The sequence below is a fragment of the Xanthomonas sp. WHRI 8393 genome, assembly GCF_040203315.1.
Lineage (GTDB): Bacteria > Pseudomonadota > Gammaproteobacteria > Xanthomonadales > Xanthomonadaceae > Xanthomonas > Xanthomonas arboricola.
In genome coordinates this window covers 85,901-101,530 of sequence record NZ_JBEGGL010000008.1, presented here as the reverse complement: position 1 = coordinate 101,530, position 15,630 = coordinate 85,901, and the positions used below count along the sequence as shown (strand labels likewise).

Below are 15,630 nucleotides of genomic sequence, written 5' to 3'. Positions count from 1 at the left end.
CCTATCGCGCGCAGGCGCGCTCCTACGGGCGATGAGGCTTTCCCGCCAGTGCCCTGTCGCGCGCGAGCGCGCTCCTACGCACGTGCGGCCAGGCGGGCTGTTCCCCACTCCCGATTCCCCACTGCGTAAACTCCCCGTTCGCATTGGCCTAGGAACGCCCCTTGGTATCAAGCTGGATCCTGCTGCTGGTCTCCGTCGGCTATGCCGTGCTGCTGTTCGGCGTGGCCTGGTGGGGCGACCGTCGTCCGCTGTACCCGGAGCGGCCGTGGCTGCGGCCGGCGGTCTACAGCCTGGCGCTGGCGGTGTACTGCTCGTCGTGGACCTTCTACGGCGCGGTCGGCTCGGCGGTGCGCAACGGCATCGGCTATCTGCCGATCTATCTGGGCCCGCTGCTGCTGCTGCTGTTCGGCTGGCGCATCATCGAGCGGCTGGCGCTGATCGCACGCGCCGAAAACACCGTCTCCATCGCCGATTTCATTTCCTCGCGCTATGGCCGCTCGCGGAGGCTGGCGGCCTTGGTGGCGGTGATCGCGCTGGTCGGCATCGTTCCGTACCTGGCGCTGCAGTACAAGGCGGTGGCGATGAGCCTGGAGGTGCTGACCGGGCATAGCAGTGCCGGGCGCGGCATCCTTGCCGATCCGGCGTTGTACGTGGCGCTGTTGATGGCCTTGTTCGCTACCTTGTTCGGCACCCGCCAGGTCGATGCCACCGAACACCACCGCGGCATGATGCTGGCGATCGCGCTGGAGTCGGTGATCAAGCTGATCGCCATCGTCGCGGTGGGCCTGTTCGCCTGGGTGTGGCTGAGCGACCACCAGGTGCCCATCGCCGACTCGGCGCGCACCTTGTTCGAGCACACCCCGTCGGTGGGCTTCATTTCGCAGACCTTGCTGAGCTTTCTGGCGGTGATCTGCCTGCCGCGCCAGTTCCATGTGGCGGTGGTGGAATGCAGCGACGTCGGCGACATCCGGCGCGCGCGCTGGTTGTTCGGTGCGTACCTGGTGATCATCTCGGCGATGGTGGTGCCGATCGCATCGGCCGGCGTGGCCTTGTTCGGCAAGGGCAGCACGGTGGTCGACGACGCGGTGGTGCTGGCGCTGCCGCTGAGCCAGGGCAACACCGTGCTGGCATTGGTGGCCTATGTGGGCGGGTTCTCGGCCGCCACCGGCATGGTGATCGTGGCCAGCATCGCGTTGGCCACCATGGTCAGCAACGACCTGGTGATGCCGGTGCTGCTGCGCCGCCGCGGCAGCGCCGATGCGCGCGCGGCGGTGGCCTCGCGGGTGTTGTGGATCCGTCGCGTCGCCATCCTGTTGCTGGCGCTGATCGCCTACGGCTACCACCGCAGCGTGGCCAACGACACCACCTTGGCGGCCTACGGCCTGATGGCCTTTGCGGCGGTGGCGCAGTTCGCCCCCGGCGTGATCGGCGGGTTGTACTGGCGCGGGGCCAGCCGCAAGGGCGTGGAGACCGGCATGGTGCTGGGCTTCATGACCTGGATCTACACGCTGCTGCTGCCGGCCGCCACGCGCGCGGGCTGGCTGCAGCCGGACTGGCTGGTGGACGGGCCGTTCGGCATCGCCTGGTTGCAGCCGCAGCAGCTGTTCGGCATGCGCGGCTGGGACCCGCTGGCGCATGGCACGTTCTGGTCGCTGCTGATCAATGTCGGCGCGATGATGCTGGTCTCCGCACGCTGGCGCCCCGGAGTGGACGAACGCCTGCGCGCCGCGCCCTTCCTGGACCCGTACGCACAGCGGCCGGCGGTGGCCGGCGACTGGCCCGGGCATGTGCGCGTGGCCGACCTGCAGGCCCTGGCCGAGCGCGTGGTGGGCGAGCGGCATGCGCACCGCGCCTTCGTCGACCAGGCGGTGCTGCTGGAGCGCGAGCTGCAACCCACCGTGGTGGCCGACCGCGCCTGGGTGCAGTTCACCGAACGCCTGCTGGCCGCCTCGATCGGCGCGGCCTCCGCACGCCTGGTGCTGACCAGCCTGTTGCGCGGCTCGGGCATGGACCTGGGCGAGGTGGTGGCGGTGCTGGACGAAGCCGGCCAGGAGCTGCGCTTCAATCGCGAGATCCTGTCCACCACGCTGGAAAACATCAGCGCCGCGGTCAGCGTGGTCGACCCGGAGATGCGCCTGACCGCGTGGAATCGCCGCTATCAGCAGCTGTTCGGCTACCCGGACGGCATGCTGTATGTCGGCCGCCCGGTGGCCGATCTGATCCGCTACAACGCCGAGCGCGGCGAGCTGGGCGAGGGCGATATCGAAGATCAGATCGATCGCCGTATCCGCCACATGCGCGCCGGCTCGCCGCATGTGTTCGAGCGCACCCGCAGCGACGGCAAGGTGATCGAGATGCGCGGCCAGGCGCTGCCCGGCGGCGGTTATGTCACCAGCTACAACGACATCACCGACTACAAGCGTGCCGAACGCGCGCTGCTGGACGCCAACGAGAACCTGGAGCAGCGCGTGGCCGACCGCTCGCGCGAGGCCGAGCTGGCGCAGCAATCCAAGACGCGCTTTCTGGCCGCGATCAGCCATGACGTGTTGCAGCCGCTCAATGCCGCGCGGCTGTTCGCCTCGGCCCTGCGCGAGAGCCATCAGAACAACGAGGAACAACGCCATCTGGCCGAGCGCGTGGATGCCTCGCTGCGTGCGGCCGAGGAGTTGCTCGATGGCCTGCTCGACGTCTCGCGGCTGGATGCCGGCGGCCTGCGGCCCACGGTCGAGGATTTCGATGCCAGCGCGCTGATGCACGAACTGGCCGCGCAATACGCGCCGGTGGCTTCCAGCCGCGGCCTGCAGCTGCAAGTGCACAGTCGCCCGTTGTGGGTGCGCAGCGACCGCCGCCTGCTGCGCCGGGTGATGCAGAACTTCCTCGCCAATGCGCTGCGCTACACGCGCCAGGGCCGCATCGTGCTGGGCATGCGCGGCCGCGGCGCGCACGTGGAGCTGCAGGTGTGGGACACCGGCCCGGGCATTCCCGAGCACCACATGCGGCAGATCTTCGAAGAATTCCGCCGCTATCAGCAGCCGTTCGACTGGGGCGAGCAGGGCCTGGGGCTGGGCCTGTCGATCTGCCAGCGCATCTCGCGCCTGCTCGACCACGACCTGAGCGCACGCAGCCAGGTCGGCCGCGGCAGCATGTTTTCGATCCTGCTGCCGCGCGTGGCGGCGGTCCCGCTGCCGCCGGTGCTGCCGGTGGCCGTTGCGCGCGCGCTGCCCAGCGGCGATTCGCTGGCAGGCCTGCGCGTGCTGTGCGTGGACAACGACCGCGAAATCCTCGACGGCATGCGTGCGCTGCTCGGTCGCTGGCAGGTGGAGGTGATCACCGCCAGCACCGTGGACCAGGCGCTGGAACGCGCGCGCGAACAGCCGGACCTGATGCTGGTGGATTACCACCTGCACGACCGGCTCGATGGCCTGGACACGCTGGATGCGCTGCAGGCGGTCGCCACCGCGCCGATTGCCGGCGCCCTGCTCACCGCCGACGGCCGCGACGAACTCAAGCAGCTCGCGCGTGCGCGTGGCTACCGCCTGCTGACCAAACCGGTGAAACCGGCCTCGTTACGCGCGTTCCTGAGCGCGCATCACGATGCGAAAACGCGCTGACCGGTGCGACTGCAGCGTAGGAGCGTGCCTGCGCGCGATTGAGCATTACCGATAACGCTCCGTCGCGCGCAGGCACGCTCCTACGATGGATGGCGCTTACGCTGCGCCGCTCAGGTGCTCGTAGAGGATGACGCTGCCGACGATCACCAGGATCAAGCCGCCGAGGATCTCGGCGCGCTTGCCAATCAGGTTGCCGAGCACGCGGCCCAGCATGACGCCTGCGGTGACCATGCTGAAGGTGCACAGCCCCACCACCACCGCCACCACGCCGATATGCACGTCCAGGAACGCCAGGCTCACGCCGACCGCCATCGCATCGATGCTGGTGGCAAAACCGGTGGTGGCCAGGGCGAGCAAGCCATGCCGTTTCGGCGTCTCGGACGTTGCTTCGTCAGCGTCGTCCGCATCGCTTCGCAGCCCCGCCACGATCATGTGCGTGCCCAGCGCACCGAGCAGCACGAACGCGATCCAGTGGTCGTAGTCGGACACATAGCTGGACGCGGCGCGCCCCAGCAGCCAGCCGATCACCGGGGTGATCGCCTCGATGCAGCCGAAGATCAAGCCGGCGCGTAGCGCATCGCGCCACTGCGGCTTGCGCATCGCCGCGCCTTTGCCGATCGCCGCGGCAAACGCATCGGTCGACATCGCGAAACCGATCAAAACAATGGAAAAAGGGGACATCGACATTCTCGGGTTGGGCACGGTCACAACGACATGCGCCCGCGCCAACCGTCGTCGTGCACGCATGCCGCTGGTCTCGCCAAACCGGAACTGGTTGCCTGCACCACGGCGCAACGGCCGAGTATGTTGATGCAGGCGCTTCCGACGATGCGAAAGCAGGCTACTCCCCAAGGGGCGCGCAGTGTACCAACGCATGGCCGCGTTCGGTGCGTCTGCCGCGCATGCGAAGGTCGGTCTGATCTTTATAGCCGTGGCTATTGCGAGCAGGGGGGACGCGGTTTTTGCCTTGTTTTCAGGCGTCAAAGCCAGACAGGCATGTCCACGCAACGGCGCGATGCGGCACCCGATAGCCTTGGCTATAGCGACGAACGGTCTGCATGCCGGTGACCGAGGTAGCGAAAACCGCGGGGGAAAGCCGCTGATGTGGGGTGTGCTGCAAGCAGTGCGAGTGGAAACGTCATGCTTGGATGCGCGTGCATGAGCCAGCGCCTGCTTCGTGCTGGCTTTCAAGACGTCGTGCAGGAGTGCAGCGATCGGCAACGATGCTGCGATCTCCATGGCGTCTCGATGTGCACGGCTTGCGATGCCGCAGGTGGAGGCGAAGCGGTTCAGATGGAGTGCGATGGCCACGCTGCCATCGCAGCGCTGCGGAACGAGCGCGCTGCGCTCCACGCACAGGGCCGGCCGCGCTGCGGGAGGACCGCAGAAGTCAGCCTTCGGAAGCGAGCAACAGAAACACCAGCGCCGACGCCGACTCCCGGCGTGGGTCGCGGCTACATCAATGCGGCGGAAATCTCCGCCGTCGCCGCACACAGGGCCTGCAAGGCCGCGTGCGGGCCGACCAGCTCCGGGCGGCGCGCGATGAAGGGAACGGTGAGCGTATAGGTCGCACTGCCGCGTTGCAGGATCGGTGCGGTCAGGTCGACCACGCCCACCACCGCTTCGCTGGGTTGCATGGCGTAGCCATCGTTGCGGGCATGCGCGGCGGCGGCGAGGAACTGCGCACGCTCGAACGGCACCTCGCTGGCGTCGAGCATGTCCAGCCAGCGCGCCTGCACCTCTGGCTGCTGGAACGCGAACAGCACCAGCCCGGAGCTGGAATGGGTCAATGGGCGGCGGTGGCCCGGGCGCACCACCAGGCCCAGGTCGCTGGGCACGTCCATCTGCGCGATCACCACGATCTGGTCGCCGGACGGCGCCACCAGATGGCAGGGCTGATAGATCGCATCGGCCAGCCGGCGCATCACCGGTAGTGCCGCTTCGCTGATGCTCTGCACCTGCGGCTGCTGCATGCCGAGCATGAACAACCGATTGGTCAATACATAGTCGCCCTCGCCGTCGCGGGTGAGATAGCCGCGCTCCTCCAGCACCTGCAGCATGCGGAAGATCTCCCCGCGCGAGCGGCCGATGCCCTGCGAGATCGCGCCCATGCTCATCGGCTGCGCCTGGCGGGCGAGCAGCTCGAGGATGTCCAGGCCCTTGTCCAGGGCGGGGGCGCGGTACTTGGCGGGTTCGGTGCTCATCCGTTTGCGGCTCCAGGCAAGGCTGCGGCGCGCCAGGGTACAGGCATCGCGGGCAGCGGTGAGAAGTGGCGCTTGCGTGCAAATATAAACAAAGATTTTATATTTGCATGGCGCTGGCGTGCGCAGTACGCTCGCCGCACAGCAACGCAAGCGCCACAGCCTTGGGAGGGGATCGGTCGCATGCATCACAGTGACATTGCCGCGTCACCGCGCGGCAACCTGGCGCGTACCGCCATGGTTCCCCTGTTGTTGATCGTGAGCCTGTTCTTTTTGTGGGGCATGGCCAACAACCTCAACGACATCCTGATCAAGCAGTTCAAGAAGGCCTTCGAGCTGACCGACCTGCAGGCAGGGCTGGTCCAGAGCGCGTTCTACCTGGGCTATTTCGTGTTCGCGATGCCGGCGGCGATGTTCATGCGCCGCTACAGCTACAAGGCGGCCGTGGTGCTGGGCCTGCTGCTGTATGCGTGCGGCGCGTTCCTGTTCTACCCGGCTGCGCAGGTGCATACCTACTGGCTGTTCCTGCTGGCCTTGTTCGTGATCGCCAGCGGCCTGGCCTTCCTGGAAACCACCGCCAACCCGCTGGTGACCGTGCTCGGCCCGGCAGAAGGCGCAGCGCGGCGGTTGAATCTGGCCCAGGCATTCAACCCCTTGGGCTCGATCACCGGCGTGCTGGTCGGCCAGCACTTCATTTTCTCCGGGGTGGAGCACACCCCGGCCGAGCTGGCGGCAATGGCGCCAGCCGCGCGCGAGGCGTTCTTTGCCGCCGAATCCTCAGCCGTGCAGACGCCCTATCTGATCATCGGCGCCGTGGTGGTGCTGTGGGCGATCCTGATCGCGCTGGTGCGCTTTCCCACCGGCGCGCCGGAGAGCGATAGCGGCGTGGCGCCCAAGCGTGCACGCTTCGGCGAACTGCTGCGCAATCGGCGCTTCATGTTTTCGGTGGTGGCGCAGTTCTTCTACGTGGGTGCGCAGGTCGGCATCTGGAGCTATCTGATCCGCTATCTGCAGGATGCGGTGCCGGGCACGCCGGAAAAAACCGCCGCCACCTACCTCACCATCTCGCTGGTGCTGTTCATGGCCGGCCGCTTCATCGGCACCGCGCTGTTGCGCTATCTGGCGCCGGCCAGGTTGCTGGCGAGTTTTGCCACGATCAATCTGGTGTTGTGCGCCGTTGCCATCGCGTTGCCGGGTTGGACCGGCTTGTACGCGCTGGTGGGCGCAAGCGTGTTCATGTCGGTGATGTTCCCGACCATCTTCGCGCTGGGCCTGGATGGCATGCATGACGATGCGCGCAAGCTGGGCTCGTCGTTGCTGGTGATGTCCATCATCGGTGGCGCGCTGCTGACGGCAGTGATGGGCGCGGTATCGGACATGGCCGGTATCCATTGGGCGATGGTGGTGCCGGGTGGGTGCTTTGCGGTGATCCTGCTGTTCGCGTTGCGTGCGCGCCGCGCTGCGCCGGTAGTCGCAGGAGCCGTCGCATGAGCGCGCGGCGTCTGTGTTACGTGCTGGATCTGCACGACGATCCGCAGTTGATCGCCGAGTACGAGCGTTGGCATCGGCCCAGCGAGGTCTGGCCGGAGGTGGTGGCCTCGCTGCAGCAGGCCGGTATCCAGGAGCTGGAGATCTTTCGCAGCGGCGACCGCCTGGTGATGCTGATGGAGGTCGGCGACGACTACGATCCGGCGGCCAAGGCGGCGCGGGATGCGGCCGATCCGCGTATCCAGGCCTGGGAAGACTTGATGTGGCGGTTTCAAAAGCCGTTGCCTGGCAGTGCGCCGGGAGAGAAGTGGCGCGAGGCCGGGCGGATCTTTGCCTTAAGTGCGGCGGTTGGAGCGGGGCAGGGTTAGGGTGTTGGCCTGCGTTTTTTGCGGATGTGTTGGCTCCGTTGTGGGGCGCTGGTCTTGAGTGTCTTTGCTGCCGCTGCCGCCGGGCGTCGAAACAGGTGTCTTTTGCGGGCGCAGCGTGAGTGGCGCAGCGCAGGCGTGACAGCTGCATCGCAGATGCGCCAAGCAGAAGCGGTCGCGATCGGGCAATCGGGAACGCCTGTCGCGGCTTGAGCCGCTCCTACGACACATCCTGCGATTAGATGATGCGGTGTGTTGGGTCACGCCTTCGCTGCGGCCAGGTCCTCGACCCGAAAGCGGCTGTCGGGTGGCGGAATTCTGCTATCCGGAGCCGTCGTGCGCGTGCTCCATGCAGAAGCGGCCTCGGTCGCGATCAGGCAATCGGGAACGCCTGTCGCGGCTTGAGCCGCTCCTACGACATCATGGGATTAGGTGAGGGGGTGCGTTGGATTAGGCGTTTGCCGTGGCCAGGTCCTCGACCCAGAAGCGGCCGTCGGGGTAGCTGAATTCTGCGATGGAGGCCGGGTGCATCTCGGCGGAGAAGCCGGCGGCTTGCGGGGCCAGGTAGCGGCCGTGCTGGATGCGCACCGGGTCGAGGAAGTGCTGGTGCAGGTGGTCGACGAATTCGATCGCGCGGTCTTCCATCTTGCCGGTGATGGCGACGAAGTCAGCCATGGCCAGATGTTGCACCAATTCGCACAGGCCGACGCCGCCGGCATGCGGGAACACACGGATGTTGAACTTGGCGGCCAGTAGCAGGATGGCGAGGTTTTCGTTGACGCCGCCCACGCGCGCGGCGTCGATCTGGATCAGGTCCACCGCGCCGGCCTGCAGCAACTGCTTGAACACCACGCGGTTCTGGGTGTGCTCGCCGGTGGAGACCGGCACCGGGGTGATGCCCTGGCGGATCGCGGCGTGGCCGAGCACGTCGTCCGGGCTGGTCGGTTCCTCGATCCAGGCGATGTCGAATTCGGCCAGCTGGCGCATCCAGTCGATCGCCGGGCCCACGTCCCAGCGCTGGTTGGCATCCACCGCCATCGCGATGTCCGGGCCGATCGCCTCACGCGCCAGGCGGCAGCGGCGGATGTCGTCCTGCACGTTGGCGCCGACCTTGAGCTTGATGGTGCGGAAGCCATCGGCGACGGCTTCTTTTGCCAGGCGCACCAGCTTTTCATCGGAGTAGCCGAGCCAGCCGGGCGAAGTGGTGTAGGCGGGATAGCCCTGTTCGATCAGCGTGGCGATGCGTTGCGCACGCTGCGGTTGCGCAGCGCGCAGGATCGTCAGCGCTTCGTCGCGGGTGAGCGCGTCGGTGAGGTAGCGGAAGTCGATGGTGTCGACCAACTGCTCCGGACTGAGCTCGCCGATGTAGCGCCACAGCGGCTTTTTCGCCGCGCGTGCGGCCAGGTCCCAGGCGGCGTTGATCACCGCGCCGATCGCCATGTGCATCACGCCCTTTTCCGGGCCCAGCCAGCGCAGCTGCGAGTCGTTGGTGAGCCGGCGCGCGAACGCACCCAGATCGGCAATGACTTCTTCGACCGACAGGCCGACCACATGCTCGGCCAGTGCGGCCACCGCGGCGGTCTGTACATCGTTGCCGCGGCCGATGGTGAACACCAGGCCGTAGCCGGCCAGGTCATCCGGCGCATCGGTGCGCAGCACGACGTAGGCGGCCGAGTAATCCGGATCCGGATTCATCGCATCCGACCCATCCAGCTCGCGCGAGGTGGGGAAGCGGACGTCGTGGGTGTCGAGGGCGATGATGGTGCTCATGGAAGTCCTGGGCGATGGAAACGGGAAATAGGAAAACGGGCAAAAAAAACGTAAGCAACGCAGTGCGCTTGAGCCCCTGTCCCCTCGGAAGAGGGGTGAGGGTACGGACGCGGAGCGCCGACTATGTGGAAGCGTTGCAGGTGCTCATGCCTTTGCAACGCAGATCAACGAACAACACAGATCAACGCATCACTGCACGACCAACTGCGTGTCACTACCAACGCGCGACAGCGCCTGGAAGTTCAACGCTCTCGCACGCCGCTTGAAAAATTTGCGCATGACACATCAACACACATGCCGACATGTCACGCCTGACGGCAAACGCACATCGCGACGAACTGCCTGGCTATGTCACTACGTACCCTCACCCCAACTCCCGCTACGCACCCCGGCCCGCGCTTGCGGCGCGGGCGCACCAACGCACGCGCGCCAGTGGCGCGCAAGCCGTGCCTTAGTGCCCCGGTGGGAGAGGGGCTTTAGGCCGCATCACGCGGATGCGCCACCACCGGCTGGCGCTGGCGGCCCAGGCCTTCGATCTCCAGCTCCATCACGTCGCCCGGCTTCAGGTACACCGGCGGCTTCTGGCCCAGGCCCACGCCCGGCGGGGTGCCGGTGCTGATCACATCGCCCGGCATCAGCGTCATGTAGCGGCTGATGTGGCTGACCAGTTCGGCCACGCCGAACACCATCGTGCGGGTGCTGCCGTTCTGGTAGCGGTGGCCGTTGACCTCCAGCCACATCGACAGGTTCTGCGGGTCGGCGATTTCGTCGCGGGTGACCAGCCACGGGCCGATCGGGCCGAAGGTGTCGGCGCTCTTGCCCTTGACCCACTGGCCGCCATGCTCGAGCTGGAACTCGCGCTCGGACAGATCGTTGATCACCGCGTAGCCGGCGACGTGGTTCAGTGCTTCGTCCACCGCCACATCGCGTGCCACATCGCCGATCACCACGCCCAGTTCCACTTCCCAGTCGCTCTTGACCGAGCCGCGCGGGATGATCACGGTGTCGTTGGGGCCGGTCACCGCAGTGGTGGCCTTCATGAAAAGGATCGGCATCTTGGGCACGTCCATGCCCGATTCGGCCGCGTGGTCGGCGTAGTTCAACCCCACGCAGATGAACTTGCCGATCTGCCCCACTGCGGCGCCATAGCGCAGCTCGCCGTCGAGCAGCGGCAGCGTGGACACGTCCAGCGCACGCAGTTTGTCCAGGCCGGCATTGGTGATGTGCTCGCCGGCCACATCGTCGATCACGCCGCTCAAATCGCGGATGCGGCCTTCGCCATCGATCAGGCCAGGACGTTCCTGGCCGGGGGCGCCAACGCGTACGAGTTTCATGCAGTCTTCCTTTGCAGGTGAGGAATGGAGCGGCCAGCAACGCTAGCGCGCATGCATCGGGTGGATAAGGACGGCGTGCTCAAATCAAGCCAGTACGGCTCGCATCCGGCACTGGCCGCCCACGTTGGGGTGCGCGGCACGACGGTGCGTTGCCGCGCTCAGTTTGACCAGCCGCCATCGATGATGTGGGTCTGGCCGGTGGTGAACGACGATTCGTCCGAGGCCAGGTACACCACCAGCTGTGCGATCTCGCGCGGGTCGCCCAGGCGGCCCATCGGCTGGCGGTCGGTGAAGCTCTTCCACACCGCCTGTTCGTCGCCGCCCAGTGCCTTGACGCGCTGGCCCAGCGACGGCGTCTTGATGGTGCCGGGGCAGATCGCGTTGCAACGCACGCCCTGGGCCACGTAATCGGCGGCAATGGCCTTGCTCAGGCCGATCACGGCGGCCTTGGTGACGCCATAGACGAAGCGGTTGGGCACGCCCTTGATGCTGGAGGCCACCGAGGACATGTTGATGATGCTGCCGCGGCCGCGTTCGAGCATGCCCGGCAGCACCGCCTTGCAGGTGTAGTACATCGCATCGACGTTGATCGAGAACGAGCGCCGCCAGGCCGGCTCGTCGCAATCGAGAATGCTGCCCTGGTGCACGAAGCCGGCGCAGTTGAACAGCACATCGAACGGGCCGTGCGCCGCGACCAGCGCGGCAACCGCCGCCGCGTCGGTGACATCCAGCAGCTGGGTGGTGATGGCCTCCGATTCGGCCGCCAGCGCCTGCAGGGCAGCGGCGTCGATATCGGTGGCGATCACCTGCGCACCGGCGCGTGCGCAGGCCAGCGCGCTTTCGCGGCCGATGCCGGCGCCGGCGGCGGTGATCAGGCAGCGCTTGCCATGCAGGCGGTCGTTGGGAGTTGCAGGGATCGAGACAGTCATACCGAAGAGGTTCCGTGGGTGGGGGCCGCCGGCCGTGGCAGACGATAGAACGTGCGTGCGTTGTCGCCGAACACCGCTCCGGCATGGCCGTCGGCGTATGTGGCGACCAGCTGTTGTGCGATGTCGAACCACTGCGCGTAATCGGCACGCTGGGTCAGCACCGGCCAGTCGCTGCCCCACAGCACACGCTGCGGGCCGAAGCGTGCGAACAGATGCGCGACATACGGTGCCAGCGCCTCCACGCCGGCGCCGCGCGCTGCTTCGGTGAGCAGGCCGGAGAGTTTGCAGTGCACATTGGGATGCTGCGCCAGCGCGGCCATGCCGGCGGCCCAGGCGACGAATTCGCCTGCGGCGATCTGCGGCTTGCCGCCGTGATCGACGACCACGCGCAAGTCAGGGTGACGCTTCAGGCGTGCCTGCAGCGCCGGCACATGCACGCTGCGGATCAGCGCGTCGAAGGCCAGGTCGTGCGCGATCAGCGCATCGAAGGCAGCATCCAGTTCGGGCTGGGCCAGCCATTGCACATCGGCGATGTCCTGCACCATCGGGCGCAGGCCCTTGAGCACGCCGCCGCCGGCCTGCACCAGTGCGTCGATGCGTGCGGCGGCATCGGGCGCGGCGAAATCGACCCAACCGACCACGCCGGCAATACGCGCATCGGCGCGCGCCAGCTCGAACAGGTAACGGGTCTCGGCCTCGGTCGCGGCCGCCTGCACCACCACCACGCCCTCCATATCGGCAGCGTCCAGCGCCTGGCCGATATCGGCGGGGCCGAAGTCGCGATACAGCGGCGCCAGCTCGGGCGTCAGCCAGTGGTAATCGCCACGGGCCAGCTGCCAGAAATGCAGGTGTGCGTCGATGCGGCTCATGGCGTGGGCAGGTCCGCGTCGAGCAAGCCGCCATCGCGCAGGCGCTGCCACAGTGCCGGTGCGATCGGCGCCTGCAGGCGCGCGGCGGCTGACTGCACCTCGGCCACCGTCCGCATGCCGGCCACCACCGTGGTCACCGCCGGATGTGCCAGCGGAAACTGCAACGCCGCCGCGCCGATATCCACCTCGAATGCCGCGCAGGCCGCGTACAGGCGCTGCGCATGCTGCAGGGTGGCGGCGTCGACCGGGGCGTAGTTGTAGGTGGCGCCGGGGCCGCGTGCGTCGCTGAGCAGGCCGGAGCTGTATGGGCCGGCCGACAGGATCGCCACGTTGCGTTGCTGCGCCTGCTCGAGCAGGGCGCGGGCGCCGTGCTGTTCCAGCAGCGTGTAGCGGCCGGCCAGCATCACGCAGTCGAGCGGAAAGCGTGGCAGCACCTCCAGTGCCACGTCCTGCTCGTTGACGCCCAGCCCGATCGCACCGCAGGCACCGGCCGCCTTCAGCTCCGCCATCGCCGGCAAGGCCTCCTCCAAGGCCTGGCGCAGCACGTTGGCGTGGTTGTCGCCGTGGGTCAGCGCACCGATGTCGTGCAGCAGCAGCACGTCGATGTAGTCGGTGCCCAGGCGCTCCAGGCTGGAAGCGAACGCGCGCCGCACGCCGTCGGCGCTGTAGTCGAACTCGGCGCGGCGGCCCGCCACCGCAAAGCCGTCGCGCCCGGCGGCTGCCTGCGCATCGTCGTAGATGCAGCGGCCGACCTTGGTCGACAGCGTATAGGCGCCGCGCGGCACGCCGGCCAGGCCACGGCCCAGGCGGCTCTCGCTCAGCCCATAGCCGTAGTAAGGCGCGGTATCGAAATGGCGGATGCCGGCCTGGAACGCAGCTGCCACGGCGGCCAGTGCCTGGTCTTCAGCGACCTCGGCATACAGGTTGCCGATCGGCGCGGCGCCAAAGCCCAGTGCCGAGAGCTGCACGTCGGTGTTGCCCAGACGCTGCCGTGCAATGGTCACGCTGCACGCTCCGCGCAGCTGGCGGTCGCCGAACAGGTGCTCACGCAATCGTTGAAGCAGTCACTGGGCATCGCAACGTCCACCAGCCGGCCGGTGCCGGACTGTTCGCATATGAATATCGCAATCATAAGTGAACAGATCACGCTGCAGTGCAGCATTGCAGCTGGTGGTGTTCAGCACGTGCGACATGTGTGGATTCCAGCACCTTGCCCGCTTGCAAGCTCCACACGCCGCAGCAGCTGATCTATGTCGAAATCCGCAGCTGGCATGAGCGCTTCCTATAACGCCGCCTGCGCGGTTGCCCCGGTCCGATACCTGGGGCTAGATACCAGCCCGTCCCGCACGAACGCGCACCCATGCCAACCACCACCCGCCGGGACCTGTTCAAGGTGCTTGCCGCCGGCGCCGTCGTCGCCCCGCTGTCGCCGGCCGCACTGGCGGGCGACGCAAGCGCGGCCTGCACCCGCACCCCGCAGTGGGCGCGCGGTATCGAAGGCCAGCGCAAGGCAGACCTGGGCAACGGCACTTACCTCAATCCCATCGTGGCCGGCGATCACCCCGACCCCACCATCCTCAAGGATGGCGACGACTACTACATGACGTTTTCGTCGTTCCTTTCCTATCCGGGCATCGTGCTGTGGCATTCCACCGACCTGGTCAACTGGACGCCGCTCGGCCCGGCGCTGCGCAAGCAGCTGGGCACGATCTGGGCACTGGACCTGTGCAAGCACGATGGCCGCTATTTCATCTATATCCCGGCCAATCCGGACGACACCGGCTGGTCGATCTTCGTGATCTGGGCCGACGACATCCGCGGACCCTGGAGCGACCCGATCGATCTGCAGATCGCCGGCTGCATCGACCCCGGCCATGTGCTGGGCGAGGACGGCAAGCGCTATCTCTTCGTCAACGGCATCCGCAAGGTGCGCCTGCGCGACGACGGCCTGGCCACCGACGGGCAGGTGGAACCGGCCTACGCGCCCTGGCGCTATCCCGACGACTGGATCGTGGAGAACTTTGCCCCCGAAGGCCCCAAGCTGACCTGGCACGACGGTTGGTTGTACCTGGTCACCGCAGTCGGCGGCACCGCCGGTCCGGTCACCGGGCACATGGTCATCGCCGCGCGTGCGCGCTCGGTGCATGGGCCATGGGAGCACTGCCCGCGCAACCCGCTGGTGCGCACCCAATCCGAACAGGAGCCGTGGTGGTCGCGCGGGCATGCCACGCTGGTGGAAGGGCCGCGTGGCGACTGGTGGATGGTCTATCACGGCTACGAAAACGGCTTCCGCACGCTGGGCCGGCAGACTCTGCTGGAGCCGATCGAGTGGACCGCCGATGGCTGGTTCCGCGCCACCGGTGGCGATCTGTCCAGGCCATTGCGCACGCCTGCACGCGCAGACGCCACCGGCAACGCGGCGCTCAGCGGTTTCGCCTTGTCGGACGATTTTTCCAGCGACAGGTTCGGCACCCAATGGAGCCTGCATGCGCCCGGGCCCGGCGAGCAGGCGCGCGTGCAACGGGCAGATCGGTCGCTCACGCTGGCCTGTTCCGGCAGCTCGCCGGCCGACAGCTCGCCACTGACCTGCGGCGTGCCCGATCGCGGCTACGTCGCCGAGGTCGCGCTGGAACTCACCGGCAATGCCGAGGGCGGCCTGTTGCTGTTCTACAACCACAAGGCCTTCGTCGGCATCGGCGTTACGCCCGACACCATCAAGACCTACGAGTACTCCGAAGAGCTAGTGTGGGCACGCGCGCCCAACACGCACCGACGCATCCGCCTGCGTCTGAGCAACGAGGCGCACGTGGTGACCTTCGACTACTCGTTCGACGATGGCCGGCAGTGGATCCGCCACCCGACGCGCATGGAAATGTCCGGCTTCCACCACAACGTGTTCGGCGGCTTCCTGAGCCTGCAGCTCGGCATCTACGCCGCACAGCAGGGCGCAGTGGTGTTGCGCGATTTCCGCTATCGCGCGCTGCGCTGAGCGCGGTGCTGCCGGCAAACGGCGGGGCCCGGGGGGACCCCGCCGTCAGACCTAAAGCGACTGATGAGGCTGAA

At 67.3% G+C, this 15,630-nt stretch carries 11 protein-coding genes and 1 riboswitch; of the genes, 4 read left to right on the top strand and 7 right to left on the bottom strand.

What is annotated here, in order from left to right; translation table 11 throughout:
* Positions 1-161 precede the first annotated feature (161 nt).
* Positions 162-3,611, top strand: a complete 3,450-nt coding sequence (locus tag ABQ137_RS19495; RefSeq protein ID WP_039524537.1) for a hybrid sensor histidine kinase/response regulator — start codon at positions 162-164, stop codon at positions 3,609-3,611.
* A gap of 96 nt (positions 3,612-3,707) precedes the next feature.
* On the opposite strand, the gene ABQ137_RS19490 is transcribed toward ABQ137_RS19495, so the two are convergent.
* Positions 3,708-4,292, bottom strand: coding sequence for a manganese efflux pump MntP (locus ABQ137_RS19490; protein WP_046346108.1), 585 nt, complete (start codon positions 4,290-4,292; stop codon positions 3,708-3,710).
* Between the two features lie 12 nt (positions 4,293-4,304).
* Positions 4,305-4,467: riboswitch (yybP-ykoY riboswitch) on the bottom strand.
* A 598-nt stretch (positions 4,468-5,065) separates the two neighbouring features.
* Positions 5,066-5,815, bottom strand: coding sequence for an IclR family transcriptional regulator (locus ABQ137_RS19485; protein WP_349783399.1), 750 nt, complete (start codon positions 5,813-5,815; stop codon positions 5,066-5,068).
* A 180-nt stretch (positions 5,816-5,995) separates the two neighbouring features.
* On the opposite strand from ABQ137_RS19485, the gene fucP reads away from it, so the two are divergent.
* Together fucP and ABQ137_RS19475 are read left to right on the top strand one after the other, a co-directional pair.
* On the top strand, positions 5,996-7,303 hold the full coding sequence (gene fucP / locus ABQ137_RS19480; protein WP_349783398.1) for an L-fucose:H+ symporter permease: 1,308 nt from the start codon (positions 5,996-5,998) through the stop codon (positions 7,301-7,303).
* Positions 7,300-7,668: an L-fucose mutarotase gene (locus ABQ137_RS19475; RefSeq protein ID WP_349783397.1), complete on the top strand. Its 369-nt coding sequence runs from the start codon at positions 7,300-7,302 to the stop codon at positions 7,666-7,668. The genes fucP and ABQ137_RS19475 overlap by 4 nt, the downstream gene beginning before the upstream one ends.
* Before the next feature lie 447 nt (positions 7,669-8,115).
* Here ABQ137_RS19475 and ABQ137_RS19470 read toward each other — a convergent pair whose 3' ends face one another.
* The 5 genes from ABQ137_RS19470 to ABQ137_RS19450 all read right to left on the bottom strand — a co-directional run bounded on the left by ABQ137_RS19470 (position 8,116) and on the right by ABQ137_RS19450 (position 13,565).
* Positions 8,116-9,435, bottom strand: a complete 1,320-nt coding sequence (locus ABQ137_RS19470; protein WP_349783396.1) for an L-fuconate dehydratase — start codon at positions 9,433-9,435, stop codon at positions 8,116-8,118.
* A gap of 476 nt (positions 9,436-9,911) precedes the next feature.
* Positions 9,912-10,769, bottom strand: a complete 858-nt coding sequence (locus ABQ137_RS19465) for a fumarylacetoacetate hydrolase family protein (RefSeq protein WP_349783395.1) — start codon at positions 10,767-10,769, stop codon at positions 9,912-9,914.
* A gap of 158 nt (positions 10,770-10,927) precedes the next feature.
* Positions 10,928-11,698 carry an SDR family oxidoreductase gene (locus ABQ137_RS19460; RefSeq protein ID WP_039521219.1) on the bottom strand — a complete coding sequence of 257 codons (771 nt, stop codon included), beginning with the start codon at positions 11,696-11,698 and terminating at the stop codon, positions 10,928-10,930.
* Complete coding sequence (locus ABQ137_RS19455) at positions 11,695-12,567, bottom strand: amidohydrolase family protein (RefSeq protein WP_349783394.1); 873 nt, start codon at positions 12,565-12,567, stop codon at positions 11,695-11,697. The genes ABQ137_RS19460 and ABQ137_RS19455 overlap by 4 nt, the downstream gene beginning before the upstream one ends.
* Positions 12,564-13,565 (bottom strand): aldo/keto reductase, encoded by a 1,002-nt coding sequence (locus ABQ137_RS19450; RefSeq protein WP_481076682.1) that lies wholly within the window; start codon positions 13,563-13,565, stop codon positions 12,564-12,566. The genes ABQ137_RS19455 and ABQ137_RS19450 overlap by 4 nt, the downstream gene beginning before the upstream one ends.
* A 362-nt stretch (positions 13,566-13,927) precedes the next feature.
* On the opposite strand from ABQ137_RS19450, the gene ABQ137_RS19445 reads away from it, so the two are divergent.
* Positions 13,928-15,556: a family 43 glycosylhydrolase gene (locus ABQ137_RS19445; RefSeq protein ID WP_349783392.1), complete on the top strand. Its 1,629-nt coding sequence runs from the start codon at positions 13,928-13,930 to the stop codon at positions 15,554-15,556.
* Positions 15,557-15,630 lie beyond the last annotated feature (74 nt).